This window comes from Nitrospira sp., from assembly GCA_024760525.1.
Classification (GTDB): Bacteria; Nitrospirota; Nitrospiria; order Nitrospirales; family Nitrospiraceae; genus Nitrospira_D.
On the sequence record CP060499.1, the window covers coordinates 3,542,711 to 3,569,256 of the forward strand.

Genomic DNA, 26,546 nt, shown 5'->3' on the forward strand with positions numbered 1-26,546 from the left:
CGCTGATGATGATCGTGCTAATCCAGGAGTCTTGCTGTGAGTGAATTCGGGTTACGCCTTGCCATATCCCTTACTCAGATCGCCGCGGTCATGGGCATCGTGATCGTGACGGTTCTCATCCTGACTCTTGCGGAACGCAAAGTCTTGGGATGGATGCAGGACCGCATGGGCCCGATGGAAGTCGGCCCCTACGGCATTCTTCAACCATTTGCCGACGCCATCAAGCTGTTTTTCAAGGAGGACATCGTCCCTGCCGGCGCGAACAAGCTTCTCTTCACGATGGCACCGATTCTGTGTTTGATTCCCGCATTCATCGGGTTTGCCGTGATTCCGTGGGGACCGAACTGGAAGTTCGAAGTCAACGGCATTTCCGTGACGCCGTTCGTGATCAGCGATATCAACATCGGAATTCTCTATATCTTGGCCTTCGCCTCACTGGGCGCCTATGGCATCATCCTGGGAGGGTGGGCATCCAACAGCAAATACTCGTTGCTTGGAGGCCTGCGGTCGGCCGCACAGATCATCAGCTATGAGCTCAACGTCGGACTGTCCATTGTCGGGGTGTTGCTTCTGGCCGGCTCGCTCAGCCTCGTGAAAATCACCGATGCCCAAGCCGGAGGGTTCTGGAATTGGTACCTGTTCGCGTTACCGGCCCCACAAATTTTTGCGTTCGTCGTGTACGTCATCTCCTCCGTGGCCGAAACCAACCGCGTCCCGTTCGATTTGCCGGAAGCGGAAAGCGAACTTGTCGCCGGATTCTTCACCGAGTACAGCGGCCTCCGATTCGCATTCTTCTTCCTCGCCGAGTACGCAAATATGGTCCTGGTGTCCTGTGTGGCGGCTGCGCTGTTTCTCGGCGGTTGGAATGCTCCGTACCCAGGAACTATTATGGCGCTCCTCGGCGTGCCATCCTTGGCCTGGGTGGAGAACACGATGTGGTTTGCGGTCAAGACGTACTCGTTCTTGTTCCTCTTTTTCTGGCTCAGAGCCACGTTGCCACGACTGCGATACGATCAACTGATGAGATTCGGCTGGAAGGTGATGCTGCCCATCGCCTTGGGCAACATCGTCGTGACGTCCCTGGCCGTGTTTTTCTACAACCAGATGAAGTAGGCACGAGATCCGATATGGCCACGACTACAACCAGCAAGCGTCCGAGCCTTTCCGAGTGGTTCAAGACCGTCACGTTCTACGAAATTCTCGTCGGCATGAAGGCGACACTGTCCCACCTCCTCAATTACCGTCCGGTGACGTTGCAATATCCTCATGAAAAACGCACATTGCCCGACAACTATCGCGGCATGCTTGCGCTGTTGCGATACGACGACGGAACGGAGAAATGCGTGGGCTGCGATCTCTGTGAAGCGGCGTGCCCGTCGCGCGTCATCCGGGTCGTCAGCGCCGAAGTGCCGGATGAACCGACCAAGCGCTATTCGAAAGAATATTACATGGATATGACCCGTTGCTTGTTCTGCGGGATGTGTGTGGATGCCTGTCCCGTCGACGCGCTGGGCATGACAAGGGAATTTGAATGGGCGGTGTACGACAAGCGGCAACTCCATTTGAATAAACAGCAGTTGCTCGCGATCGGTGACCGCTCGTTTCCGGTCCGCGAGAAACGCTTGGAACTTCAGCATCCAAACGTTGCGTTTTTCAACGTGGCATTCAAGCACGTGCCACCGAAACCGAACTGACCCCGAAGGATCACTCATCGAGAGTCCGATGACCGCAACACCGTTGTCTTAATCTGATCCGGTCGACTTCTAGTTCAGGAACCGTCTCATGGCGCACCTGTTTTTTGGATACTTTGCGGGAATGATTGCCATAACCTCCATTCTAGTGGTGGTATTGAGAAACCCCGTTTATAGCGCGCTTTCCTTGCTCGTCATGTTTTTCCATGTCGCCGGACTTTTCATCACGCTCCATGCAGAATTTCTGGCGGCTGTGCAGATCATCGTGTATGCCGGGGCTATTCTGGTGTTGTATTTGTTCGTCGTCATGTTGCTCAACGTAAAGCAAGACGACCGGTACCACAGCCAATGGCGGATCGCCGCGTGTGTCTGCGTTCCGTTGTTGATTGAGACCGTCGTGCTGCTCTCCGGCGGGACCGGAGCGACCGACGCCAGCCGTCGCGTGCTCCAGTCGGAACCGCATGCCGCCATCGCTGTCGAAAACACGTTGGCCATCGGTGAAACCCTGTACTCGACCTATTTGTTCCCTTTCGAGGTGGCCTCCTTGGTTCTCCTTGTGGCGATGATCGGCGCCATCGTCCTTGCGAAGCGGGACATCGGCGGCAATGAAACATAATCCATGGCCCGGATGACGGTTGACGAATGACAGTTCCGATTTCCTACTATCTCATCCTCAGCGCCATTGTCTTTCTGACGGGCGTCGTGGGTGTGCTCATCCGACGCAATATCATCGCCATTCTTCTGTCCGTCGAGCTGATGCTGAACGCGACCAACATCAACTTCGTCGCATTCTCCGACCAGCTGCAAGATCTCGGCGGTCAAGTATTCGTCTTTTTCGCTCTGACGGTAGCCGCGGCGGAGGTCGCGGTCGGGCTCGCAATCATCATCGCCCTTCACCGATCCAGATCCACGATCAACGTCGAAGAGTTCAACCTGCTCAAATGGTAAGGGAATCGTCTCTCGTGAAGCGTGACGCGTCACTCGCAGAGAATTACGGAGCTTTGCAAGCGTTCGTTCTCATCGCGCTGCGCGAGCAACAAACGACCAGGAACGAACTCTGATGCTATACGCCCTCATCCCTCTCCTTCCCCTGGCCGCCTTTCTCGTCTTAGGCTTAGCGGGTTCGCACATCAAGGACCGGGCCCACTTGATCGCGGTTCCGGCGGTATTGCTGTCGCTCGCGCTGTCGCTGTCGGCATTCTTCGAAGTGGTTTCCGGTGCCGTCATTTCTGTTCCCCTCTATACATGGCTCACCTCCGGCCATCTCGACATTCATATCGGCCTCTATATCGACCGGCTGACTGCCGTCATGCTCCTGCTGGTCACCGGCGTCAGTTCACTCGTGCACGTCTACACCATCGGCTACATGCACGGCGAGTCGGGCTATGCCCGCTTCTTCGGCTATATCGCCCTGTTCACCTTCTCCATGCTGATGCTGGTGTTGGCCGACAATCTGCTGCAGCTGTTCGTGTTCTGGGAGGCCGTCGGACTGTGCTCCTACCTGTTGATCGGACACTGGTACGAGCGCGCTTCCGCCTGCGCGGCAGCCACCAAGGCTTTTGTCGTCAACCGTGTAGGTGATTTCGGGTTCATCCTGGGCCTTTTACTCGTCTGGTACAGTTTTGGCTCGCTCAACTATCACGAGATCTTTCCCGCCGCACATGAAGCGGGGGAGCTGACCATGAATATTCTCGGCCCGTTTGGCGGAACGTGGGACGTGTCCGTGTTCACCCTTATCGGGCTCTTACTGTTTACCGGTGCGGTGGGAAAATCAGCGCAAGTCCCGCTCCACGTTTGGCTGCCAGATGCAATGGAAGGTCCCACTCCGATCTCGGCCCTCATTCACGCCGCCACGATGGTCACCGCCGGAGTCTTTATGGTCGCACGGCTCGCGCCGATCTACGACCTGTCTCCGACTGCCATGAGCATCATTGCGATCACCGGTGCCGCGACAATGGTCCTCGGAGCGACGATCGCATTGACTCAGACCGACATCAAACGTGTGGTCGCATACTCAACCGTCAGCCAGCTCGGCTACATGATGATGGCATGCGGCCTCGGCGCGTATGCCTCCGGCATGTATCACCTCCTCACGCATGGTGCCTTCAAAGCGTTGCTCTTTTTGGGCTGTGGCTCCGTGATCATTGCCCTGCATCATGAGCAGGACATGAGGCATATGGGCGGCCTCAAGGATAAATTGCCGATCACGTACTGGACGTTTGTGATCGGCTCGTTGGCCCTGGCCGGCTTTCCCCTGACGTCGGGCTTCTTCAGCAAAGACGATATTCTCGTGTCCGCCTGGTCGTCCGGAAGTCTTGGCCAGGTGCTGACACTCTTTGGTTTGCTGACGGCTCTCCTGACCGCCTTTTACAGCTTCAGGTTGGTATTCGTGACCTTTTGGGGACCCTCCCATGTCGATCCGCACCACGCGGCGCATATCCACGAACCCTCACGGACGATGACGACCCCGCTCCTCATTCTGGCGGGGTTCAGTATTCTCACGGGTTACTTCGGCATCCCATCATTTCTCGACCCGGTCTTTTCCACCGGGCAGGAAGCCCCCGCTCCCCATGGTTCGGCTGGGATCGTCATCATGGTTGCCGCGACTGCGATGGGCTTACTGGGCATCGCCGCAGCCTACTATGTCTACGTGCTGAACCCCGATTTCCCCGTGCGCTTTGCCGAACGATGGAAGAGCTTGTACCAAGCCTCTTTGAACAAGTGGTATGTCGATGAAATGTACGATCGCTTGTTCGTACGGCCGACGTTTACGGCTGCCTCGGAACTTTGGAAGCGGGTCGATATCGATGTCATCGATGGAGCCGTCAATGGCCTCGCACGGACGATCACGTGGGGCGGGTGGCTGCTGAGGCTGGTTCAGAGCGGCCAAACCCAGCATTATGCGTTGGCCATGGCGATGGGTCTCGTGATTTTAACGGCGTACCTTCTTCTTTGATGGTGATGAGACAATCAACGAGAACGGATTCGGCATGATGGGTTGCAAACGTTATTCGCTGCACGTTGCGTGTGTCAGGGTGGGGTCTTCATGACCGGCTTTCCTTGGCTGACAATATTGATCTTCCTCCCGTTGGCCGGAGCGATTGCCGTCTTCGCGGTGAAGGACACGGCTGTTCGGCTCACCGCCTTGGCCATTGCGCTCGCTGATCTCCTGCTCTCGCTCCCTCTCTGGTGGCTGTTTGATGCCTCTTCCGGTCACATGCAGTTCGCGGAGTCGGCGGTATGGATCGCGTCTCTGTCGATCAACTACCGACTCGGACTCGATGGTATCAGCCTTCCGCTGGTCCTCATGACGACGGTCCTGATGCCGCTCTGCGTCCTGATCTCCTGGCATGCGATCGAAATGAGGGTTCGAAGTTTCATGGCCATGCTCCTGATCATGGAAGCCGCCATGATCGGAGTATTCTCAGCTCTGGATTTCGTGCTGTTCTATGTGTTTTGGGAAGCGATGCTGATCCCCATGTACCTGTTGATCGGAATCTGGGGTGGACCCAATCGTCTCTATGCCGCGATTAAATTCTTTCTCTATACCCTCGCCGGCAGCGTCTTGCTGCTGGTTGCAATCCTGGTTCTGTTTTTCCAGGGCGGCCATACCTTCGACATTCTTCAGTTGACCCAAGGCACCTACGGGCTGGCCCTTCAGATCTGGCTCTTTTTCGCCTTCTTTGCGGCATTTGCCGTGAAGGTTCCCATGTTCCCATTTCACACCTGGCTGCCCGACGCGCACGTGGAAGCTCCGACGGCCGGAAGCGTACTGCTCGCCAGTGTGCTGCTCAAGATGGGAACCTACGGGTTTGTACGCTTCAGCCTTCCTATGTTGCCGGATGCGTCACGGCTGTTCACTCCGCTGATGGTCGTGCTCTCGATTGTGGCGATCATCTACGGAGCCTACATGGCCCTGGCACAAACCGATCTCAAAAAGCTCATTGCCTATTCGAGCGTCAGCCATATGGGATTCGTGACCCTCGGCCTCTTTGTCTTCAACCTGCAGGGAATCGAAGGCGCCGTCATGCAGATGGTGAACCACGGCATCACCACCGGGGGGCTTTTCCTCTGCGTAGGCATGATTTACGAGCGCACGCACAGCCGGCAGATCGCGGACAATATCGGCCTCACGAAGCCGATGCCTCGGTATGCGACATTCCTGGTCATTTTCGCGTTGTCCTCGTTGGGACTCCCCGGCACCAACAGTTTCGTCGGGGAGTTTTTGGTGCTCATAGGGACGTTCCTCTGGAGCAAGATCGCGACGGCGTTCGCCTCATTGGGTATTATCCTGGCCGCTGCGTATTTACTCTGGATGGTTCAACGTGTCGCCTTCGGAGTCCCCTCGCCTCATATGCTCCCGAAACTTCGCGACGTCAACCTGCGTGAGATGGTCACACTCGTGCCGCTTGTGGTCTTGATCTTCTTGATCGGGCTGTTCCCGAACCCCATACTCAGCCGCATGCACACCAGCGTTGAGAAAGTCATCGCGCGCCTTGCCCCCCCTCCTCAAGAGCGGGCTTCTGCCGCAGGGCGCCTTGAACCGGCGTTTCCTTCTCCCGACGGTATCCGCTCAACGGCCGACACAACCCTTGTTCAGCGCACGAATGATGCTGCACCTTTCACACGCCTCGCGCCGGAGGAACGACAGCCATGACCTCCTTTTCCGCCGGCGATCTGCTCTTCATCCTGCCTGAGTTGTTGGTGATCACCGCGGCGTGCGTCGTGCTGGTGCTCGACCCGGTGCTGCGCGCCTCCGACAAGGACGGCCTGGTCTGGTTGAGTTTGGGAACGCTCGCCATTTGCATGGGGCTGACGGCGTCCCAAATGAGCGTTCCGGCAACGATCTTCAGCGGACTCGTCGTGATGGACGCCTACGGAGCATTTTGGAAACTGCTTCTCTACTTCGTCACCGGCCTGACGATTCTTCTTTCTTATTCGTATCTAAAGGAAGAACGGCTGTACTTCGGAGAATACTATGGCTTTATCCTGCTCGCCCTTGCCGGGATGATGGTCATGGTGTCGGCGGCCGATTTGTTGACGATGTACCTCGGCACCGAGCTCATGTCCCTTTCGTTGTACGTGATGGCGGGGCTCAAGCGATCCGAGCCTCGGTCCCTTGAGGCTGCGGCGAAATACTTCGTGTTGGGGGCATTTTCCTCCGGCATTCTCCTCTACGGCATTTCGCTTCTCTACGGGGCGACCGGCAGCACGAGACTTCCCGAGATCGCTGCGGCCATCGCAGGCCGCGGCTTTGATGATCCGTTGCTGCTGTTCTCCACGATCTTGTTGGCGGTGGGATTCAGCTTTAAGTTGGCCGTGGTACCGTTCCACATGTGGACACCCGACGTCTATCAGGGCGCTCCAACTTCCGTAACCGCTTTTATGGCGGTGGCCTCCAAATCCGCCAGCTTCGGCGCGTTCCTCCGCGTGTTCGTGGAAGGCTTAGGGGGGCTCAAAGCCGACTGGTCCGCAATCTTTCTCTTGCTCTGTATCGCCACGTTGGTCTTGGGCAACATCGTGGCGCTGGTACAAACGAACATCAAGCGGATGTTAGCCTATTCCAGCATTGCCCATGCAGGCTATGCGTTGATCGGCGTGGTGGCCGCGGGACGCGCAGGGAGTTCTTCCGGCATTGCGAGCGTCCTGCTGTACCTTGCCCTGTACACGTTCATGACGTTCGGCGCATTCGCCATCGTGGCGATGCTGCGTAAAGGCGGCATCGAAGGAGAAGAGATCGAAGACTTCACCGGTCTGGCGAGACGCCACCCGTTGGCTTCGCTGCTGATGTTGATCTTCATGGTCTCATTGGCGGGACTTCCTCCGACTGCCGGATTTGTCGGAAAATTGTATGTCTTCATGTCGGCGGTGGAAGCCGGCATGACATGGCTGGCCGCCGTTGCGCTGATCTTTGCCGTCATTTCTGCCTATTACTACCTTCGGGTGGTGATGGTCATGTACATGCGCGAGCCGAGCGACAGCGCAGGCACCGTCCCTCAGTTGGTCATGTCACCGACCCTCTCCATCGTGCTGGCCTGCACGGTGGCCGGGGTGGTCATCTTCGGGATCTACCCCAACCCGCTCGTGAACCTCGCCATGCAGGCGGTGTTGACGCTAAAGTAAGACCACCGTGTTGTATCGATACGCATGCGGAGCGCTATGAATGTTCTCCGCTTTCTGTTTGAGACTTTGAAAGCATTCCTGCGTCAAGGCTGCCCCAGTCTGGCGGCGGCCCTGGCTTTTTTCTCACTGCTCTCGCTGTTTCCGCTCGTGTTTCTTCTCCTGTATGGAATCAGTTTCCTCGTAAGTCAGAATGTCATCGGTGAACAGTTCATGCTCAGTTTCCTCAAAGGATTTCTCCCGTCGCTGGGCGAGCGGCTGGCTGTCGAGCTCCATCGGATCAGTGCATTGGAGAGTGTGCGGTGGCTTGTGTTTCTATCGTTCTTCTGGTTTGGAGGGCTCGTGTTTTACGAGCTCGACTACGCGCTCAACGTGGTGTTTGAGAGTACGCAAAAGCGGCATCCGCTGATTTCCACGGCGATTTCCATCGCCCTGCTGGGATCGACCGGACTTCTGCTGGTCATTTCCTACGTGGCCACACAAACCATCACCTTTTTGACCGCCTACGCGCCTCGGATCTGGCGTCTCGATCTCGTCGCGCTGGCTGCGCATGACTTTCACCTGTCCTATACGTTGCCCTTCGCCCTCGCATTCCTGACGGTCAGCCTATTGTACCGTCTTGTGCCTCGTCGCCGCCCTCGATGGCGCCACGCCATGGCCGGCGCGCTGATTTTCGGCCTGCTCTGGGTCTCGGCAAAGTTGGTGTTCGTCAGCTATAGCGACTACGCCACGGTCTACGCGCGACTCTACGGATCGTTGCTGGAAGTCGTGCTCTTACTCCTCTGGGTGTACTATTCAGCAGGACTTTTACTGTTCGGTGGAATCATCGCCCACAAACTGCAACAACTTGCCCGCATCTCCCCTACGATACCGGTCGAGCACACCTAGATCAGTCACCCCGACAGGTTCCTTCCGGATTGCTGCAACGCGTTTTATCTCGTTCCATCAACGTTTCTCACCCCTCCCTGCAACTTCCGGTCTTTTCCTGGCGAGGCGTGTGCTTCCTCGATAAAATGGCTTCCGGCAAGGCTTGGAGCCATTTTGATGGTCGAAGAATACGGCAAAGAACTCATGATGCTAGGAGGGACGCTCGCGGGATTTCTCGCCGCGCTCCTGACCGTCATGGAAAAGCTGCTGGACATTCAACAGCGCGCCTATTCCAAGAAGGAACGGAAATCATCGAACCAACCAGAGCGCCCGGCTGTAGACCCTGCGCCGACTGTCGATTGTTTTTCCTCGAAGCCGTTGCGCGGGTCGTCTTATTTGCTGTTGTACGAAACCGGCGTCATTGTTGCAGCGGGGGTGCTCCTCAACTACATCGGCCTGACGCTCAGCCGGCATCTGGAAAGCATTTTATTTCTCGACATGACGGGTACCGCGCTCGTGGCAATCTTACTCGGTCCATGGTGGGGGGCTATCGCGGCATTGCTCTCAAATTCGGTCGTGAATTGGCTCCTCTACCCCGAAGCGGGAGCAGATGTCATCATTTTCCCCTGGTCTCTGGTCAACATGACGGGGGCCTTGTTTTGGGGGATGTTGGCACGGCAGCCGAGCTTTTTACAGTACGTGCGTACCGGCAAGAGTTCCGGGTTGGCTCATACCTGGTTCTTGCTCAGTTTCGGTGTGGTGGGCGCTGTCGTCATGAGTGTGCCCGGCACCCTAGTGCAATCGGCGCTTCATGAACGTGCCATCTTTGCCTTGAATCCTGAAGTCGCCGAATCCCTCAGCATTCGGGTCTCGCACTGGGAAGCTGTCGTCCAGTCGTACCTCGAGTCGGCATTCGGGGTGAGTTGGAGCGAAAGCATCAGCTGGTACGTGGTCAATTGGTTTCAAAACTGCGTGCGGTACATACCCGACAAGACGATGAGTGCGGCAATTGCGCTGGTCATCCTGAAATATGGATATCCGTTGTTCGAACGGGAACTCATCCACGGTGGTCCGGAGGGAGAACGCCCCGAAGATGAGCGAATCCTACCGCTCGTCCTCGGACTGATTTATGCTCCATCTTATGCATCTCTCATCAGCCAAGAAGACTACACCGGCCACCTCTTCTGGCCTCTATGGTCCGTACCCTGGTTGTTCATTCTGTATGGCTACTTTAGAATCCGTTATTGCGGATCACCGGACGAGTCGATCCGTGTGGCTCGTTTGCAACGAGCCGAGCGGTACGCACGAGCGCTCAAACCGGTCGGGAAAGAACCATCCTACGAATTCTGCCGTCGGCTGACGTTCGCAACGCTGATTGCGAGTCTGATTTTCGCGCTCTGCTTGCCGATGCTCTTGATGGATTTTTATCGCGTCACGTTCAAGTTCTTTTGCGTCGTCTACGGGTTCCTGCTCGTCGTCCACCTCATTCGTGTCGCCATCGCGCAGAATATTTCCGTCGCGCGGGCCGACTGATCGAACCCTTCCCGAATCGCCGATTGAACGTGATCTTACCTGCGGCCGGAGGACCCTCTCAGTTGCAGAAAATGCACAATGGCCGAATGGGTCACAAGGCCGACGATCTCTCCATCGTGCATGACGATCAGCCGATCCCGCCCCTCACGAGCCATCCGTTCCAGAGCCTGAATCACGGACGCATCCGGTTCGATCACCAAGGATTGAGTGAGAGGGCTCATCACCTGGTCGACTCGGCGCCAGGTCCAGAGTGCGGGCGGAACGGTCTGAATCTCCGATACTGTAACAAGCCCTACGAGCCGCCCATCCTCCAACACTGGAAAGCCTCCATATCCATAGGGCTGGAAATATTGGTTCACCGCTTCTTCAAGCGTGCAATGCGACGGCACCGTGGTGACCGCCGTCACCATCAGGTCGCGGATCGGGATGGAGGCCAATGACTCCCGCGTTGCGGCTTGGCGGCGGCTCGCCAATGCAGCGGCGAAGAGAAACATACCGATGAGGAGGACCCATCCTCCGTTCGAGAGCATCGAAGAAGGCAATTCCCCGCTTACTGCCCCATAAAGGACGCCCAAGCCCAGTAGTCCAAGCATGATTCCAAACGCGAGTCCGACCACCGCCGCCTGTTTCGTGGCCCGATAGAAATCTTTTCCCCACGCCCAGAGGCCTGCCCGCAACACACGTCCGCCATCGAGCGGAAACCCGGGAATGAGATTGAAGAGCCCGAGTTGCATATTGACCATACCCAGCAAGGCGCCGAGCATGATCAACCCCTGTAAGCCGTGCTGCCGTTGGATAGCCTCCGCCAGCACGACAAGCACAAAACAGGCGCCACCGATCACAAAACTCACGGCGGGTCCGGCGAGCGCGATTAAAAACTCAGCCCGCGGGGTAGGGGCTTCTTTCCGCATGTGAGCCACGCCCCCGAAAATGAACAGGGTGATCTGCTCGATCGGAATGCGATAGTACAATGCCACGTAGGAATGGCCCAGCTCGTGCAGCAGCACGGAGAGAAACAAGAGCACCGCCGCCACGGCGCCCATCGCCCAATAGCGTTCCGGAGGAAGGCCGGGCAGACTTTCCGGGAGATATCCAGTCGACAGAGACCAGGTCACCAAGAGAAAGACCAGGAACCATGATGCATGGACGCGGATGGGAATTCCCAATGCACGCCCGATCTCCCAGGACGGCAGATGCATAGACAACACCGTAACAGCTGACTACACAGAGGGTCAAATTCTTCCGTATCAGTTCAGGTATACTACCTTCATGCAGCGACAATTTTGCCGATTCGTGTGGCTCGTCGTCCTGTCGGCAGGATACTTTGGGCTTGTGCCTCCGGCAGAAAGTGTCGCGCAAGTCATCAAGTCCGGTCCGCCTCGCTGCCCGGGGGTGGCACTGACGTTCGATCTCTGCCCAGTGCGAAAAGGACCGGGCTACGATCAGCCATTGATCGACTATCTGGTCACGCACCATATCCCCGCGACCTTCTTCATGTCGGGCAAGTGGATCGCCAGACATGAGGCGGAAGTGGATCATCTGCTGGGCATGGGCTTTTTCGAAGTCGGGACGCATGGGGAAGTGCATGCTCATCTTCCCATGCACGATGCGGATGAGCAGCGGATGGAGATACTCGGCCCAATCAAAGCGCTGCGCGAGCACTTTGCGCATGATGCGACGTTGTTCCGGCCGCCGTATGGAGAGTACAACGATGTGACCGTCGCCGTGGTGAACCTGCTCGGCCTGCGATTCATCCAATGGAACATCGAATCAGGCGACCCGGACCCCACGCTCTCAGCCGAGCAGATTCTCACCAGAGTCGCCACACGCGCGAAGCCCGGCAGCATTATCGTCTTTCATGCGAACGGGAAGGGCAAGCAAACCCGTCAGGTGATTGAACGACTTACCGCAGACATCTTTCCCAAGAAGGGACTACAACCGATGACCGTCAGCGAGTTGTTGAATTGTACGCCCTCGACTCCATGACAATACAGACGATCAGAGCCATGGATTCCGACGATCGGGAAGCGGTGGTCCGACTGCTGGAAGAATCCGATCCATGGAAGACACTCGGCTACACAAAGGATGATTGGAACCGCATCTTTTGCCCAATCCCTCAAGGTCGTGATTGTTATGTGGTCGACCTCGATGGCCACGTGGCGGGCATCGCCATCGTGAAGCAGAAATTTTTGCTGGGCGACTATCTCGAGCTCTTGGGCGTGGCCGGGTGGGTCCGACACAAAGGCATCGGCGGCCAGCTCTTAGGCCACATCGAACAGCTCGTCTTCGAACGAACCAAGAATCTCTTTGCCTGTGTATCGGATTTCAACGAACCAGCGAGGGCCTTCTACAAGAAACACGGCTATCAGGAGATCGGCCCCATGCCCAACTTCCTGATTCCGGGCAGTGCCGAAATGCTGCTACGCAAGACGGCAGGACCGACAAGGGCGTCCAGGTAACTCGTCAACCGTCGCCAGGAGGAAGGACGAAAGTCATGAAGGTCAAAAAGCTGCTCCATACGAGAATGCGAGTCAGCGATCTGGACGAGACCATTCGATTCTATACCACCGTGTTGGGTCTTGAGGTCGTCGAGCAGAAGACCTCTCCCCGCGGATCACATCTGGCGTTCTTAAAAGTGCCCGACAGCGAGGAGCTGATCGAACTGACCAGTTTTCCCCCGAGCGGGCCCGTGAAAGTTCAGGAAGATCTTGTCCATCTGGCCTTCCAAGTTGAAAGCCTCGACGACACGATCGCATCCCTCAATGCGCAGGGGATCAAGATTACCGATGGTCCGACAAGAACGTCCTCGGGGAGTCGATTTATCTTTCTCGATGCGCCTGACGGCTACGAGATCGAGCTCATCGAACGGCCGGCCGGTGTCAAGATCGTCTGATTTCGTGAGTCATCGCTCACGATAATGACCAGACTGAGTTGTCGTCAGGCCTGCTTCACCCCATTGACGATTCCGGGACACTCACAGTATTGTTCCCCCCTTCACGCACCACCTAATACCGAAGGAGCCTTGGGATGAAGAATGCTTTTTTCCGCGGTCATGGCCTTGGCAATGACTATCTCGTGATGGATCCTCGCGAGCTGACGTTCAAACTTTCTCCCAAGAACATCACATCGGTCTGCGACCGCAACTGGGGGGTGGGCAGCGACGGCATTTTGGCGCTGGTGTCATCAAAGAAGGCCGATTTCGGCCTGCGCATCTTCAACCCGGACGGCAGCGAGGCGGAAAAGTCAGGGAACGGCCTCCGGATCTTTGCCCGCTATCTCCACGCCACCGGCAAGACCAAGAAGACGCATTTCACCGTGGAGACAAAAGGCGGAGTGGTCACCATTGATCTACATGTGGACCGGCATAAGGACGCCAGTGCCGTAACCGTCGAGATGGGAAGAGCCACGTTCAAGCCTAGCGCCCTCCCCTGCTCGCTCAAGGTACCCGAATTGATTCAGCATCCGATCGAAGCGGCAGGGCATTCGTTGGTCTTCACCGGCGTCAGTGTGGGCAATCCTCATTGCGTGGTCTTCAAGCCTGCTGGCGCTTCCTGGTCGCGGGAAGACCTGTTGGCGCTCGGCCCGGCCTTGGAGAATCATGCCCTGTTCCCCAAACGGACCAACGTGCAATTGGCCGTTCCGACCGGGTCCAAAGAAATCTTCATCCTTATTTGGGAAAGAGGCGCCGGAGAGACACAGGCCTCCGGCTCATCATCCTGCGCAGCAGCCAGTGCGGCGGTTCGCCTCGGATTGGTCAAAAGTCCCGTCACCGTGAAGATGCCGGGCGGCATGCTGAATATCGATGTAACCCCCGACTTCAGCCTGACCATGAAAGGGCCGGTGGCCGAAGTCGCCCGAGGCTCGCTCAGCCCTTCGTTTGTGCGATCACTGAGATAGAGACGCTCTCAGTCTCTGTTCCTTGGCCGGGATTGTCGTTGCCCGGTTGCTCCCCTCACCCCCGCACCGTAGAATGTCAAGGCCTTCGGTTGGTCACGCTCCGACTGATGGCTGAAAGCTGACGGCTTTATGACTACTTCCATTCAGTCTAAACTTGCGCACCTACCCACCAATCCCGGAGTGTATTTGTTCAAAAGTGCTCACGGGGAGATCCTGTACATTGGGAAGGCGGCGGTGTTGGCTGACCGGGTCCGCTCCTACTTCCAGAAAGGAACAGATCACAGCCCGAAAACCGGCCTACTCGTCAGCCAAGTCGCCGACTTGGAAACGATGGTGACCCGGTCCGAACTCGAAGCCCTGATTCTTGAGAGTAACCTGGTCAAGCGCCACAAACCCCGGTTCAACATCGTCCTGCGGGACGACAAGCAGTATCCCTATGTGCGGCTGCCGATCAAGGATGATTTCCCGCGGCTTTCAATCGTGCGCCGTGTCCAAAAAGACGGAGCGCTGTACTACGGCCCTTATACGCCGGCGAACGCTTTGCGCGAGACCTTGAAAGTGATTAAGCATGTTTTCCCTCTCGCCACTTGCTCCATCGACATCGACGGCACAGCCGAACGAGCCTGCATCGAGTTCGAGATCAAGCGCTGCATGGCGCCGTGCACGGGCAACCAGTCGAAGGAAGACTACCATCAGATCGTCAAACAGGTCCGCCAATTTCTGGAGGGACGGGACCACGAGCTGCTCGACGATCTCCGAGCCAAAATGGAGACGGCGGCGAAGCGCGAAGAATTCGAAGAAGCCGCCCGCTTGAGGGACCGCCTCTTCAAGATCGAGCGGATACTGGAGAAACAGCGCATTACGCAGACTTCGGCCATGGATCAGGATGTGCTGGGGCTTGCGCGGCGAGGTGCGGCAGTCGATCTTCAAATTTTGTTCGTCCGCGGCGGCTTGCTGATCGGGCGGAAAGATTTCTTCTGGCCACAGTCGGCTGATGCGCCGGACAATGAACTCGTCCGATCCGCGATCGAGCAGTTTTACAACAAGGATGGCCAGCCGCCGAGAGAGGTCTTGGTCCCGACCGACCTGGACGATATCGCACTGATCGAGCAATGGCTTTCTGACAAACGCGGAGAATCCGTCCGCGTCCTGGTGCCTGAGCGTGGTGCCAAGCATCAGCTGGTGCTCCTGGCTGAGGAAAACGCGGCCTCGGCCGTCGCCGACCATCTACGCAACGAAGAACTCGATCAACAAGCCGGTGAGGAACTAAAACGGCTGCTGCGTCTGGATCGCGCTCCTCGTCGAATCGAAGGCTTTGACATCTCCAATACCATGGGTAACCAATCCGTTGCCTCGATGGTCGTGTGGGAAGATGGGCGGATGAAGAAGGCAGACTACCGCCGATTCAAGATCCAGACGGTGGTCGGGGCCAACGACTTTGCCAGCATGAAGGAAGTCATCACACGGCGCTACGGCGAGACGCAGGACTTAGCCCGACCGGACCTGATCCTCATAGACGGAGGGCTCGGGCAACTGGGCGCCGCAATGGACGGGCTGAAGCAGGTTGGGCAGCAAGGCCTGCCCATTCTCGGGTTGGCCAAAGCAAGGAGGGAAAAAGAGGAGCGGGTCTTTCTTGCCGGTCGAAAAAACCCGATCATTCTCACCGCCACCGCGCCGGCCACCCATCTCTTGCAGCGGATTCGCGATGAAGCCCATCGCTTCGCGATTACGTTTCATCGAAAACTGCGCGGCAAGTCGCTGGTGAGCTCCAAACTCGACCAGGTGATCGGGATTGGGGAGATTCGGCGCACTCAGCTCTTGAGCCGGTTCGGCAGTCTAGACCAGTTGGCCTCAGCCAGCGACGAAGCGCTGCGGGAGGCCGGTCTCAACGCGGAGACCGTCTCGGATCTCCGTCGGGCACTGGCCAAGTAATGGGCATCCGCAATCTAGAAGAGAGTCCGCAAACTGAGCGTACCTAAGTGCACGAAGGCGTGGTACGTGCCGTCGACAGTCGGGTTCAAATTGTCGACAACGGTGCGTGATTCATAGAACCATTCCTGATAGGCGAGATCCAGTCCCATGCCCTTCGGCCACAGAACCGACTCTCCGCTGCAAGGAATGACACCTAGAAATCGCCCGGCTCCCTTGCAAAGGAAACCGGTGCCAAGGGACAGAGTATGAGCCGTCAAGGAGATGGTTGCGGGGTTGAACGTTCGACCGGGGACGGGATCTTCTGTATACGTGTAACCGGAACGCACCGCGACCTCCCAGTGCGGTAGCCACTGTGGATTCAGCCACTTATGTTCGGTGCCCAGTGCAATCACCGGTACGTTGTTCCATTGTTGAGGCTGGGGAATCGTGGGTCCATTTGACAGGCGGACATCAAGATTCCTGTTCAAACTCCAACCGACATATTCGACATTGAGCTCGACTTTCCACTCTCGCTCGCTGGTGCGCACCGGCCAGACTGCGATGCCACCGGTAAAGATATGAGGCAACACAAGATCGGTGGAGGCATCGGTCACCTTGGCTCCATTGACTAACAGGGACCCATGTAACGGCAAAACCGCCTGACTGCGATAGACCAGCCCGATGGACAGGACGGGCTTACCGGCCTCGTTTCTCATGGGGCTATACAGCAAACTGGCCGTCACGCCTGCTGCAGTCCCATTCCCGTTCAGTTCCATAGACGCTCCAGCTGGAATCCCCAAGCCTCCGGCGCTTACCTGCTTCTGCTCCACATGTCCTTCACCGAGAAAGCTCGCGAACGTATAAATATCCGCGCTCACACCTACTGACAGATCTTCGCTTACCTTGTACGCAATGGTGGGCTTGATAGCGATCAGCGGGAGTGCTGCCGAGGTCACAGCCGTGTTGAACGGGCCATCGACCGGGTAACGGGTATTCAAGCCAAACGGCGACGTTAACCCGATCCCGACCGTCACCGGCGAGAGAATGGGCAATCCAGAAGATGCAAGATTGGCACTGAGATAAAAATTACTGGGAGGAGGCCAGTTCACGCTTCCGTTGAAGTCGCCACGGCTATCAAGACCAGTCGGGCTTTTGAACTTGACGGATCCCCCAAGCAAATTTAGCCCAACGATGCTTTGGACACCTGCCACTTGGGTCAACCCGGCCGGGTTGTAGTGGATCGCTGATGGATCATCGGCTTCCGCCGCGAATGCGTTGCCTTGTCCTGCGGCGCGCGCTCCCTGAGGCTGAAAACGAAGGGCTTGGGCCCCGGCTACCGGTGGATCCAGGAGCGCACAGGATAGGATGAATGCAACGACGAGCCTACCAATGAGCCATGCTTGCATCCGGATCTTGGCACCCTGCTAAATTGTTTGCCCTGTCCAGCGGGCTTACAACAATTGACCTTCACTTTTAGGGATGATCTTCTCATGACAGACAAAAGTAAATAGGGAGATGAGCCGTGCGTAGGGGGACAATCGGCCCTAGTCATGATATTAAAAAGGCCCTATCACGGTTTTCATCTGATTTTCGGATAACTCGTATGGTATATAGTCACGTCCCCAAAGGGCAGGAGGGTCTCTATGGCTCATACGTCATCAAAACAACCTTTCCCGCGGACCGCCTTCGACGCGCTCTCCAAGTCTGAGTGCCGGAACTTTCTTGAGGTCCTCCACTACGCGATGCAGGCAGAAACTCCGGATCACGTGCGGGACGTGCTCGTTCTATTCCAAAACCATTTCTCCTTCACGAGAGCCTTAGGGGGGCTTGCTCGCCTGGGGCCGGATCGCACCTTTGCTGGATTCAGTAATGTCGTCAACGCCAGTTATCCAGATGAATGGCTCTACATGTACTGGAAAAATGGCTTTGCTGATGTCGACCCGGTATTCAAGTCGGCGTTGAAATCACCAGGCACGCAACATTGGCGAGAGATCTATCAACACATGTCTTCCGAGAAAGAACATGAGTTTATCGCCACGGCGCGGCAATTTGGTCTCTGTGATGGCATCACAACAGGTTCAGTCGATCAAGCCTGTGGAGTTGCTACTTTTTGTTCATTCGCCAGTGAACATGCTCTCGACGCGAAACGATTGGTTCCACTCGTCGAATACGCAGGCTATTACATTCATATGGCCCTGCTCAGAACCGCTCCCAAATCTGTGTCGCAAACAGATCGATGCGTCAAAGAGCTTTCCTCGCGAGAAGTCACGATTCTCAATTGGATGAAGAACGGAAAAACCAATTGGGAAATCGGCAAAATTCTGGGAGTCAGTGAGCGAACCATACGATTTCACATTGAGAGCATCTTCTCCAAACTAGAGGTGACTTCCCGCTCCCAAGCAGTTGCAACCGCCATCGAGCACGGGCTACCCGCCCTCCATGGGTTGCCAACCGCCATTTAGGCATTCAATTCGCACTGGCTGAGTCCCAACCCCTCCCTTAGCGCCGAAGCAGCTAGGCTGCGCGTACCAGCAGTCTGTCTTCTGCCAATTGAGCATATTCCGCCACATCTCTTTCTTGACCCAGCACTGGTCGGCATCCGTGTTCCTGGCTGGGAACCGGCGTTGTCGTGGTCAGCCAATCCAGCATGGCAGGACGACACATTGAGGCTTGAGAGCGAAACTCGTCCAGATCGAGCACCCCTCCAATTGAGAAAACCTGAGCCGGAGGTAAAGCTACTGGCTCCCCTATGGCCCGGCATGGCCACCCCATGCGCTGAACAACCCGCAAAAGTCTGTGCTCCACTACCATATACGTATAGCGGACCTCATGAAGCAGGCACCATTGATACATCCCTTTGAAGATCACTTTCATGAGCCTTGCAGAAAGGCCACGATCTTCGATCGCTGGATCAACGGCCAGTCGAGTAATTTCCGCCGTATCGGTTTGTTTTCGAACACGATGGTTCCCCACAAGACAGGCGCTGAATTCACTCTCCAGCATGAACGGGACAGGCGCATGGGTCATGCGGACCAATCCAAGCAGTCTGGCTTCATCCGCAAATACCCCGATTGAGGTACTCCAAGTATCGTACACATCGGCTTCGAGCCGGTCGGCCCGCTCAGGCACCCACTTCAGCCGTTCAGCGAATACGCGATGCCGCAATCGATACCCCTGAGTGAGGTCCTCCTTGGTTTCGAGCGTCTTGACGAGAAACTCTCCCTCGCAGAAGGCAATTCCCTTTTCCTCTCCGGCCGCGAATGCTTGCATACTGTCTCCTTTCAGTATGGCCTGATGCGGAGCCCATATAGGGCCGATTGTCTAGTAGGGGAGGCGAATGGAACCATTTCAACTAAGGACACGTCACCTGGCGGACCCGCCAGGTGATTTTCCGATCTCGATCACGTAGATAATGACGCTACAACTAGATGCTGCGGTTTCGGCGGCTATGGTGGAACTTGAGCAAGAAGACCGGAAAAAGGAGGTACGCGTGACAGAAGGCAGGACAAAGTTTCAACTGTTGGACGGGGGACTCCGCCCAAGCCCAGCCCTGTCAATCACCCAGTCGGTTCGACCGCTCAAGGAATCCCTCGGCATGTGTCAATTGGAACCTTGCGCAGGTGAACTGACGATCGCGTTCAAAGCGACCGAACGCCGATTGCACAAACTATTGGAAGATCGTACCCGGATTGGTCGAGACTTGCATGACTGCGTGTTGCAATCGCTGTATGCCATTGGCCTTACTATTGAAACCTCTCAACGGACCCGGAGTAGTCACTCAGTGGAAACCAAAGAATCCGACAGCCGGATGATCTGGCAGATCAATCAACTCATTCATGAAATCCGCGGGATGATTCACGAATTGGAGTCCGGCACCGTCCAAGAGTTTGACTTGTCTTCGGAACTCGACACGCTATGCACGACCTATGAGCAAACAAACCGGTTGCACATGAAGTTAGATCTTCAGCGCAGCGCCATTGAGGTGTTGACGAATGAGGAAGAGCGCGAGATCTTGAATATCGTACGGGAGGCTCTCAGTAACTGCGCTCGCCACGCTCAGGCGACCCGAGCCGTGGTCTCGATTCGTATGAAAGAAACGAGAATTCGCGTCAGCATATCCGACGATGGCATTGGGTTTTCCACGGCTGTAGGGCAACCACGTGGATACGGGCTTACCAACATGGAAGCGCGAGCCAAGAAACTCGGCGGGAGATTGTGGGTGCAGTCGAAGAGCGGAGGAGGCACGCAAGTCATTGCGGAGTTTTCATTGGAACCCCTTCTCACCCCTGTATGAAACAACCATCGACCAGCATCGTGCTTGTGGATGACCATGAGATGGTCCGCAGGGGCCTGCGCGCCCTGCTACACCTTGAACCGGATATGACGATCGTGGGAGAGGCCGGGACTATCGCGGACGGTGTGGCGATCGTTGAGCGGCTCAACCCTCAGATGGTCCTGCTTGATGTGAAACTTCCCGACGCTTCAGTCACTGAAGCCTGCCGACGGCTTCTGGCCGTTGCACCGAAGCTTCGGATTCTCGTCCTCACCAGTTACGCCGAGGATACCACGGTGATGGCTGCCGTTCAGAACGGGGCGCATGGATATGTGCTCAAGGATGTCCGCATGGATGACCTCATCCGCGCTATTCGCACCGTCGCCACCGGTCAGGGCTATCTGGACCCACGCGTAACCCAGCAGGCGCTCCACTGGATTCGGACCAGTTCACATCTGGGCGTGACTCCCCAAGGAGTCTCCCGATTATCCCCGCAAGAACGCCTCATTCTGCCTCTCCTGGCGGAAGGGAAAACAAACAAAGAGATTGCGGTCCAGCTTCGTTTGAGCGATAAGACCGTGAAAAACTACCTGGCGAATATCTTCGATAAGCTGCATGTCAAACGTCGAACGGAAGCCGTCGCCTGGTTTATGAAGGAAACGCACGTGCCCGGGGCCGCCCGAAGTCCGAAATTCTAGGGCTCTTGTGAGCCTCTAGCGCTCGCCTGTCCTCGTGAAAACTTCTTTACTCCGCCCCCTTCTGCTCTTGTAGGATCGACGGGCTCTATGCTATTCCCTAATTGTTGTTCCAGGATTGGTCCACCTGTGAAGGAGAACGGGCTCGCCTCACACTTTCATCCGACCTAAACACCGAGATTCGTCTCTATGGGTTCGCCATCGAATACTGATAGGGCACTGTCCGTCGAACTTGCCCAATTACGGCATCAAGTCCTCGAACTGCAGCAGGCATTAGCCACTGCAGGGCAAGACCATCTCCTCGCACAAGCGTGGGCACTTGGGGCTGCCCAGGTCGGAACATGGGAATGGGAAGCCAGGACGAATCGTGTCATCTTGTCCTTGGAAACCGAACGAATCTTCGGTCTTCTTCCCGGATCCTTCGACGGCACCTATCAAGGATTCATCGCCCTCGTCCATCCAGAAGACCGTCAACCGTTCAGCGCCGCCATGGCGACGGCAGTGGAAGACCGGACGTTCTACCGCATCGAACATCGCATTATGACTCCGCGTGGAACCATCCGGTGGGTTGCGTGCCGCGGCCGGGCCATGTGCAACGGGAACAAAGCCGTGGCAGGCATGGTCGGCACTATTGAAGATATCACTGCGTGTCAACAGTCGGAACCGGTCCAAGAAGGCATTCAAGAAACTCGTGAAGCACATGTCCGTGAACGCGCCACAGGATCGGAACAGGCCGTGCTCGATCTCAAGAAGGAAATCGAGCGGAGACAACAGGCAGAATCAGCGCTCAGGGCCAGTGAGCGATGCTACCAATCGCTTTATGAAGAGAACCCATTCATGTATTTCACGCTGACTCCCGGCGGGACCGTGTTATCCGTGAACCGCTTTTGTGCCGATCAACTCGGATATCCCAAAGAAGATCTCATCGGCCAATCGATCCTGGACGTGCTCGACCCAAAAGATCGGCAGACCGTGCTGTCACAGCTCAAAGCCTGTGCGGCCACTCCATACTCGCCTTTACAATGGGAAGTTCAAAAGATCAGGAGCGACGGAACGCGGCTGTGGGTCAAGGAGCGGGCGCGCGCGATACACGACCAAAACGGCCGGATCCTTGTGCTCGTCGTCTGTGAAGACATTACAGAGCGCAGACGGGCTGAAACTCAGCTGCATGAAGCCTCCCGTTTGCTCTATAGGCTTGTCGAAGAATCGGCATTCCCACTCGTCCGTCTTGATCGTGAAGGACGGGTGATCAGCTGGAACCATGCTGCGACACGCCTGTTCGGTTGGTCTGAAGAGGAAGTGTTGGGGCGTGAGCTCCCTTATGTTCCTCCGGGTGAGGAAGCAACGGCCGATGCATTATGGCAAGCGGGGATCAACGGAGAGTTGGCCGGCCCGGTGGAGCTCAGACGCCGACGAAAAGACGGTCAGATACTCGACCTCCTCCTCTGGCCCGTCTGCGTCCATGACGAGTTCGGACAGCTCTCGATGGCCGTCGGCCTGTATGTCGATCTGTCGGACCTGAGGCGAGCCGAGGAGGCCAAGGTCAAGAGCGAAGCTCGCCTCCGCTCATTCCTGGACGCTCTGGACGACTTGGCGTTTGAATTCGACCGGGACGGCAGATATCTCAATGTGTGGACCCGGAACGAAGATAAACTTCTCCTTCCCAAACACGATCTCATCGGCAGACACGTCACGGATGTCTTTGGACCCGAAGCCGGGACGCATTATCTCACTGCGATTCGTCAGGTCGTCGATACAGGCGAAACAGCCGCAGTTGAATATATCGTACCATTGGAAGGGGCGTTACGACACTTTGCCGGGACCTTAACACTCATCCCGGCGAGTGGGGAGCACCAGGCCACAGTGGGTTGTATCGTGCGCGACATCACCGAAAGTCGCCTCGCCGAAGAGCAACTTCGGGAGAGCGAGATGCGCTGGAGAGCGCTCTATGAACATGCGGGAGTCGGAATTGCCCAGCTCGAGTTAGACGGACGATTCCTCCGAGTCAATTCGCACCTGTGCGAATTGTTGGGTTTTTCATCCGAGACGATGTTCCGGACAAAGTTTCAAGACCTCACCCATCCCGATGACCTTGCAGCCAATCTTGACTATTTCGACGAATTGCTCGCCGGCAAACGTCCTTCCTACTCGATGGAAAAGCGGTACCGTCGGAGCGACTACACCTGGACATGGGTCGACTTGACCGTCTCGCTGGTCCGGACTGCCTCCGGCAATCCGGCCTATTTCATCGCCGTTGTTCAGCATATCGATGATCGAAAGCAGGCAGAAACCCATTTGCGAGAAAGCGAACAGGCAATCCGATCCTTGCATGAAGCCACGTCACATCCTGGGCTCACCTTCGACCAGCGGATTCAAACCGTCTTGGAGATCGGCTGTCGCCGTTTTCACCTGCCCATCGGCTTCGTCACCAGTGTTCGCGGCGATCAACTGGAGCTGACGCACATTTGGCCATCAAATGGCTCTTTCACCCCCGGCATGCGCATGCCGTTGTCTCAGACCTGCTGCGGTGAGACTTTGAAGGCGAATGACGTCGTATGTTTTAGCCGTGTCGGAGCCTCAGGGTGGTCCAATCATCCCGGCTATATGAGCCTCGGACTTGAATGTTACATCGGCACCACATTGATCGATCAACAGCGTCCACACGGCACCATCTGCTTTATGGGACCCGCGCCTTCTCCTAACCGCTTTAGCCAAGCCGACAAGGATTTCTTACAACTCATGGCGCGCTGGGTCAGTGGAGAACTCCTGCGCAGAGATTCTGAGCAAGCCTTGAAAGAACAAGAAGCACTTTTGCGGGCGGTCATCGAAACGGCGACTGACGCGATTTTCATGAAGGATGGTGATGGACGCTACCGGTTCATCAATTCAGCCGGAGCGCTGGTCATTGGAAAGTCCACAACCGAAATTATTGGAAAGAGCGATGACGCAATCTTTCCTCCAGCCATCGCAACGCGTCTGATGGCCGATGATCAAAAAGTTTTTTCTGGAGCTGTGCAACGACGATTTGAGGAGATTCTCCCGATGAAGGGAGAATCTCGGACTTTCTATTCGATCAAAACCCCTCACCGAGATCGGACCGGCCGGATCGTCGGCTTGGTCGGCGTGTCACGTGACATGACCCACGTCAAACGTGCTGAGCAAGCCCTGCGTCTAACCCAGATCGCTGTCGACCGGTCCGCCGACCTCGTCTTTTGGATCGACAAATCAGCGCGCTTTCTCTACGTCAACGACGCGTCCTGTCAGCGGCTGGGGTACACACATGAAGAACTCCTCCGCATGACCGTTGCCGATATCGATCCCGATCATCAGATGGACCGGTGGCCGGAACATTGGGAAGAGCTGCGCCGGTCAGGCCGTCTCCGCTTCGAATCACGACACCGTGCTCAATCGGGAGAAACCTATCCCGTCGAAGTTGTCGCCAATTTCGTTGCCGTCGAAGGCCGTGAATACAACTTCGCCTTCGTTCGCGACATCTCCGAGCGGAAACGCTCGTATTCACTCCTGCAAGCCGCCATCAATTCAGTAGCCGACGGTTTACTCGTCATCGATCGACACGGCGCGGTGACGAGTGTCAACCAGCGCTTCCTGCATCTATGGAATATTCCACACACACTGGCCGACAACCGAGACGATACGGCATTGCTGGCGTTTATGGCGGACCAGCTTCGGGACCCTCAAGCCTTCTTGCGGAAGGTTCGCGAGCTCTACACATATCGTGAACAAGAAAGCTTCGATGTGCTTGAGTTCAGCGACGGGCGCGTCTTCGAGCGCTTTTCGCGACCCCAGATTCTCGCCGGGGAAATCGTCGGCCGTGTCTGGAGTTTTCGTGATATTACCGAACAGAAACGTTCCGAGAAAGCGCTGCGTGATAGCGAGCTGAGGCTCCAGCATTTTGTCGCGGAAGCTCCGGTCGGGCTGTGTATTCTGGATCAGGACTGGTGCACGATCTGCGCCAACAAAGCCCTGTGTGAGTTGACGGGATATGAAGAGCATGAAATCGTCGGAAGCACGTACGCCCTGTATACGCACCCGGATGATCTCTCGGCCAACATCGTATTGACGGATGAGTTTTTTCGGGGAGTCCGATCGAGCTACGCCTATGAAAAACGGTACATTAGGAAATCAGGTGAAATCATTTGGGTCTCAGTCAAGGCGACTCGTATCGAGCTATCGGACAAGACCGGACCCTTTCTCCTTGCCGCAATTCAGGATATCACCGAGCGAAAGCTGGCGACTGAGGAACGAGAGCAATTGAGCCGGGATCTGCACGATAACATTCTGCAAGCGCTCTATGCCGTCGGTATGCAATTGGAGGCCGGCAAGCTCTCCTTGGGACGCTCCACGCGCCGGTCGAAAGCGCATATGACTCAAGCCGTCACCCAACTCAACAACCTGATGGTCGATGTTCGGCGCTTCATTGCCCCATTGACCCAACGGACGCCCGCGAAGTTGGACTTCGGACAAGCGCTGGAACAACTGACCGCTTCGATGACAGGCGCCGACCATTCCACACCTGAGCTGGACATCAAGACTCCTGTCCTGTCCTTCATCACTCCCCAACTGGGAGAGCAACTCCTCAGTATCGCGCGCGAGGCTCTCAGCAATAGCATGCGCCACGCCCGTGCCTCCCGTCGATGGGTATATCTGAGTCTGATGGATAATACGATCCGCTTGATTATCGGCGACAACGGCGTCGGCTTTGCTTCCAAGCGCAAGCGTCGCACAGGTCACGGACTCAGCAATATGGCAGCCCGCGCCAAACGCCTCCTTGCCACGTTTGCTCTCGATAGCGCGCCGGGGCTGGGCACAACTATTACCGTGGATATTCCATTGAAAAAGGGCACTATCTATGAATAGATCCCCACTGATTCGGCTGGTCATCGTAGATGATCATGAAGTGGTGCGCATCGGTCTCTGCGCTGTCCTCAATCTCACACCCGGGATGAAGGTCGTGGGGCAGGGAAAGCGAATGGAGGAAGCGAAAAAACTCTGCCTCCGGCTCAAGCCGGATCTCGTGTTGCTGGACATCCGACTACCGGACGGGAGCGGAGTGGACGCCGCCCGAGAAATTCTTACGACGTGTCCCCAAACCCGTGTGCTGTTCCTGACGAGTTTTGCGGATGATCATACCGTGTTGGAAGCGATTCTTGCCGGCGCTCACGGATACATCCTCAAAGACATCGCTTCCAAGGCTCTCGTGCGTGCCATTCGGACCGTGGCTTCCGGACAAGCGCTCATTGACCCGCGGTTGACAAAACATACGCTGGAATGGCTGAAGAATCTGTACAGTGAGCCGGGGCAATCGAAGCGCCCGCTCCTTTCTCCTCAGGAGCAACGGCTTCTGCCCTTGGTCGCGAGAGGCCTGACGAATAAAGAGATCGCGCATGATCTACGGCTGAGCGAAAAGACCATCAAAAACTACCTCTCAAATATCTATTCAAAGCTGAGTATCGGACGACGGTCGCAGATTGCCGCCTTCTATGCCGGAAGTTTTAAAGGCTCTGGTTCGCAATTACCCGTAGATACTCACTAAGGCAA

The 26,546-nt window shown here is 56.4% G+C and carries 22 protein-coding genes; 19 read left to right on the forward strand and 3 right to left on the reverse strand.

Features of this window, described 5'->3' with window-relative positions; translation table 11 throughout:
• The first annotated feature begins 36 nt into the window (after positions 1–36).
• The 9 genes from nuoH to H8K04_16730 all read left to right on the forward strand — a co-directional run bounded on the left by nuoH (position 37) and on the right by H8K04_16730 (position 10,211).
• Positions 37–1,113 carry an NADH-quinone oxidoreductase subunit NuoH gene (gene nuoH, locus H8K04_16690; protein ID UVT15427.1) on the forward strand — a complete coding sequence of 359 codons (1,077 nt, stop codon included), beginning with the start codon at positions 37–39 and terminating at the stop codon, positions 1,111–1,113.
• A gap of 14 nt (positions 1,114–1,127) precedes the next feature.
• Complete coding sequence (gene nuoI / locus H8K04_16695) at positions 1,128–1,694, forward strand: NADH-quinone oxidoreductase subunit NuoI (GenBank protein UVT15428.1); 567 nt, start codon at positions 1,128–1,130, stop codon at positions 1,692–1,694.
• 88 nt (positions 1,695–1,782) lie between these two features.
• Positions 1,783–2,307, forward strand: a complete 525-nt coding sequence (locus tag H8K04_16700; GenBank protein UVT15429.1) for an NADH-quinone oxidoreductase subunit J — start codon at positions 1,783–1,785, stop codon at positions 2,305–2,307.
• A gap of 26 nt (positions 2,308–2,333) precedes the next feature.
• Positions 2,334–2,639: an NADH-quinone oxidoreductase subunit NuoK gene (gene nuoK / locus H8K04_16705; protein UVT15430.1), complete on the forward strand. Its 306-nt coding sequence runs from the start codon at positions 2,334–2,336 to the stop codon at positions 2,637–2,639.
• A gap of 112 nt (positions 2,640–2,751) precedes the next feature.
• Positions 2,752–4,647 (forward strand): NADH-quinone oxidoreductase subunit L, encoded by a 1,896-nt coding sequence (gene nuoL / locus H8K04_16710; protein ID UVT15431.1) that lies wholly within the window; start codon positions 2,752–2,754, stop codon positions 4,645–4,647.
• 90 nt (positions 4,648–4,737) lie between these two features.
• A complete protein-coding gene (locus H8K04_16715; protein ID UVT15432.1) occupies positions 4,738–6,348 on the forward strand; it encodes an NADH-quinone oxidoreductase subunit M in 1,611 nt (536 codons plus the stop codon).
• A complete protein-coding gene (locus H8K04_16720; protein UVT15433.1) occupies positions 6,345–7,814 on the forward strand; it encodes an NADH-quinone oxidoreductase subunit N in 1,470 nt (489 codons plus the stop codon). The genes H8K04_16715 and H8K04_16720 overlap by 4 nt, the downstream gene beginning before the upstream one ends.
• A gap of 36 nt (positions 7,815–7,850) precedes the next feature.
• On the forward strand, positions 7,851–8,699 hold the full coding sequence (locus tag H8K04_16725; protein UVT15434.1) for a YihY/virulence factor BrkB family protein: 849 nt from the start codon (positions 7,851–7,853) through the stop codon (positions 8,697–8,699).
• A 156-nt stretch (positions 8,700–8,855) separates the two neighbouring features.
• The gene (locus H8K04_16730) at positions 8,856–10,211 is read left to right on the forward strand and encodes a hypothetical protein (protein ID UVT15435.1); all 1,356 of its coding nucleotides are present in this window, start codon (positions 8,856–8,858) and stop codon (positions 10,209–10,211) included.
• 35 nt (positions 10,212–10,246) lie between these two features.
• Here H8K04_16730 and H8K04_16735 read toward each other — a convergent pair whose 3' ends face one another.
• Entirely contained in the window at positions 10,247–11,410 is a 1,164-nt protein-coding gene (locus tag H8K04_16735) for a site-2 protease family protein (GenBank protein ID UVT15436.1), read from the reverse strand.
• A 70-nt stretch (positions 11,411–11,480) separates the two neighbouring features.
• Between H8K04_16735 and H8K04_16740 the strand changes: the two genes are divergently transcribed.
• From H8K04_16740 to uvrC, 5 genes are all read left to right on the forward strand, one after another.
• A complete protein-coding gene (locus H8K04_16740) occupies positions 11,481–12,197 on the forward strand; it encodes a polysaccharide deacetylase family protein (GenBank protein ID UVT15437.1) in 717 nt (238 codons plus the stop codon).
• Positions 12,198–12,217: 20 nt separating this feature from the next.
• Positions 12,218–12,670: a GNAT family N-acetyltransferase gene (locus H8K04_16745; GenBank protein ID UVT15438.1), complete on the forward strand. Its 453-nt coding sequence runs from the start codon at positions 12,218–12,220 to the stop codon at positions 12,668–12,670.
• Positions 12,671–12,705: 35 nt separating this feature from the next.
• Positions 12,706–13,104 carry a VOC family protein gene (locus tag H8K04_16750; protein UVT15439.1) on the forward strand — a complete coding sequence of 133 codons (399 nt, stop codon included), beginning with the start codon at positions 12,706–12,708 and terminating at the stop codon, positions 13,102–13,104.
• Between the two features lie 134 nt (positions 13,105–13,238).
• Positions 13,239–14,108, forward strand: coding sequence for a diaminopimelate epimerase (locus H8K04_16755; protein ID UVT15440.1), 870 nt, complete (start codon positions 13,239–13,241; stop codon positions 14,106–14,108).
• Between the two features lie 129 nt (positions 14,109–14,237).
• Positions 14,238–16,040: an excinuclease ABC subunit UvrC gene (gene uvrC / locus H8K04_16760; protein UVT15441.1), complete on the forward strand. Its 1,803-nt coding sequence runs from the start codon at positions 14,238–14,240 to the stop codon at positions 16,038–16,040.
• Between the two features lie 14 nt (positions 16,041–16,054).
• Here uvrC and H8K04_16765 read toward each other — a convergent pair whose 3' ends face one another.
• Positions 16,055–17,425, reverse strand: coding sequence for an outer membrane protein transport protein (locus H8K04_16765; protein UVT15442.1), 1,371 nt, complete (start codon positions 17,423–17,425; stop codon positions 16,055–16,057).
• 237 nt (positions 17,426–17,662) lie between these two features.
• Between H8K04_16765 and H8K04_16770 the strand changes: the two genes are divergently transcribed.
• A complete protein-coding gene (locus tag H8K04_16770) occupies positions 17,663–18,481 on the forward strand; it encodes an autoinducer binding domain-containing protein (protein UVT15443.1) in 819 nt (272 codons plus the stop codon).
• A gap of 52 nt (positions 18,482–18,533) precedes the next feature.
• Here H8K04_16770 and H8K04_16775 read toward each other — a convergent pair whose 3' ends face one another.
• A complete protein-coding gene (locus tag H8K04_16775; GenBank protein ID UVT15444.1) occupies positions 18,534–19,289 on the reverse strand; it encodes a GNAT family N-acetyltransferase in 756 nt (251 codons plus the stop codon).
• Between the two features lie 220 nt (positions 19,290–19,509).
• Between H8K04_16775 and H8K04_16780 the strand changes: the two genes are divergently transcribed.
• The 4 genes from H8K04_16780 (at position 19,510) to H8K04_16795 (ending at position 26,541) form a co-directional block, all read left to right on the forward strand.
• Positions 19,510–20,313, forward strand: coding sequence for a sensor histidine kinase (locus H8K04_16780; GenBank protein ID UVT15445.1), 804 nt, complete (start codon positions 19,510–19,512; stop codon positions 20,311–20,313).
• The gene (locus H8K04_16785; GenBank protein UVT15446.1) at positions 20,310–20,990 is read left to right on the forward strand and encodes a response regulator transcription factor; all 681 of its coding nucleotides are present in this window, start codon (positions 20,310–20,312) and stop codon (positions 20,988–20,990) included. The genes H8K04_16780 and H8K04_16785 overlap by 4 nt, the downstream gene beginning before the upstream one ends.
• A 186-nt stretch (positions 20,991–21,176) precedes the next feature.
• On the forward strand, positions 21,177–25,865 hold the full coding sequence (locus H8K04_16790) for a PAS domain S-box protein (GenBank protein ID UVT15447.1): 4,689 nt from the start codon (positions 21,177–21,179) through the stop codon (positions 25,863–25,865).
• Positions 25,858–26,541, forward strand: coding sequence for a response regulator transcription factor (locus H8K04_16795; GenBank protein UVT15448.1), 684 nt, complete (start codon positions 25,858–25,860; stop codon positions 26,539–26,541). Before H8K04_16790 ends, H8K04_16795 begins: the two co-directional genes overlap by 8 nt.
• The last annotated feature ends 5 nt before the right edge of the window (positions 26,542–26,546 follow it).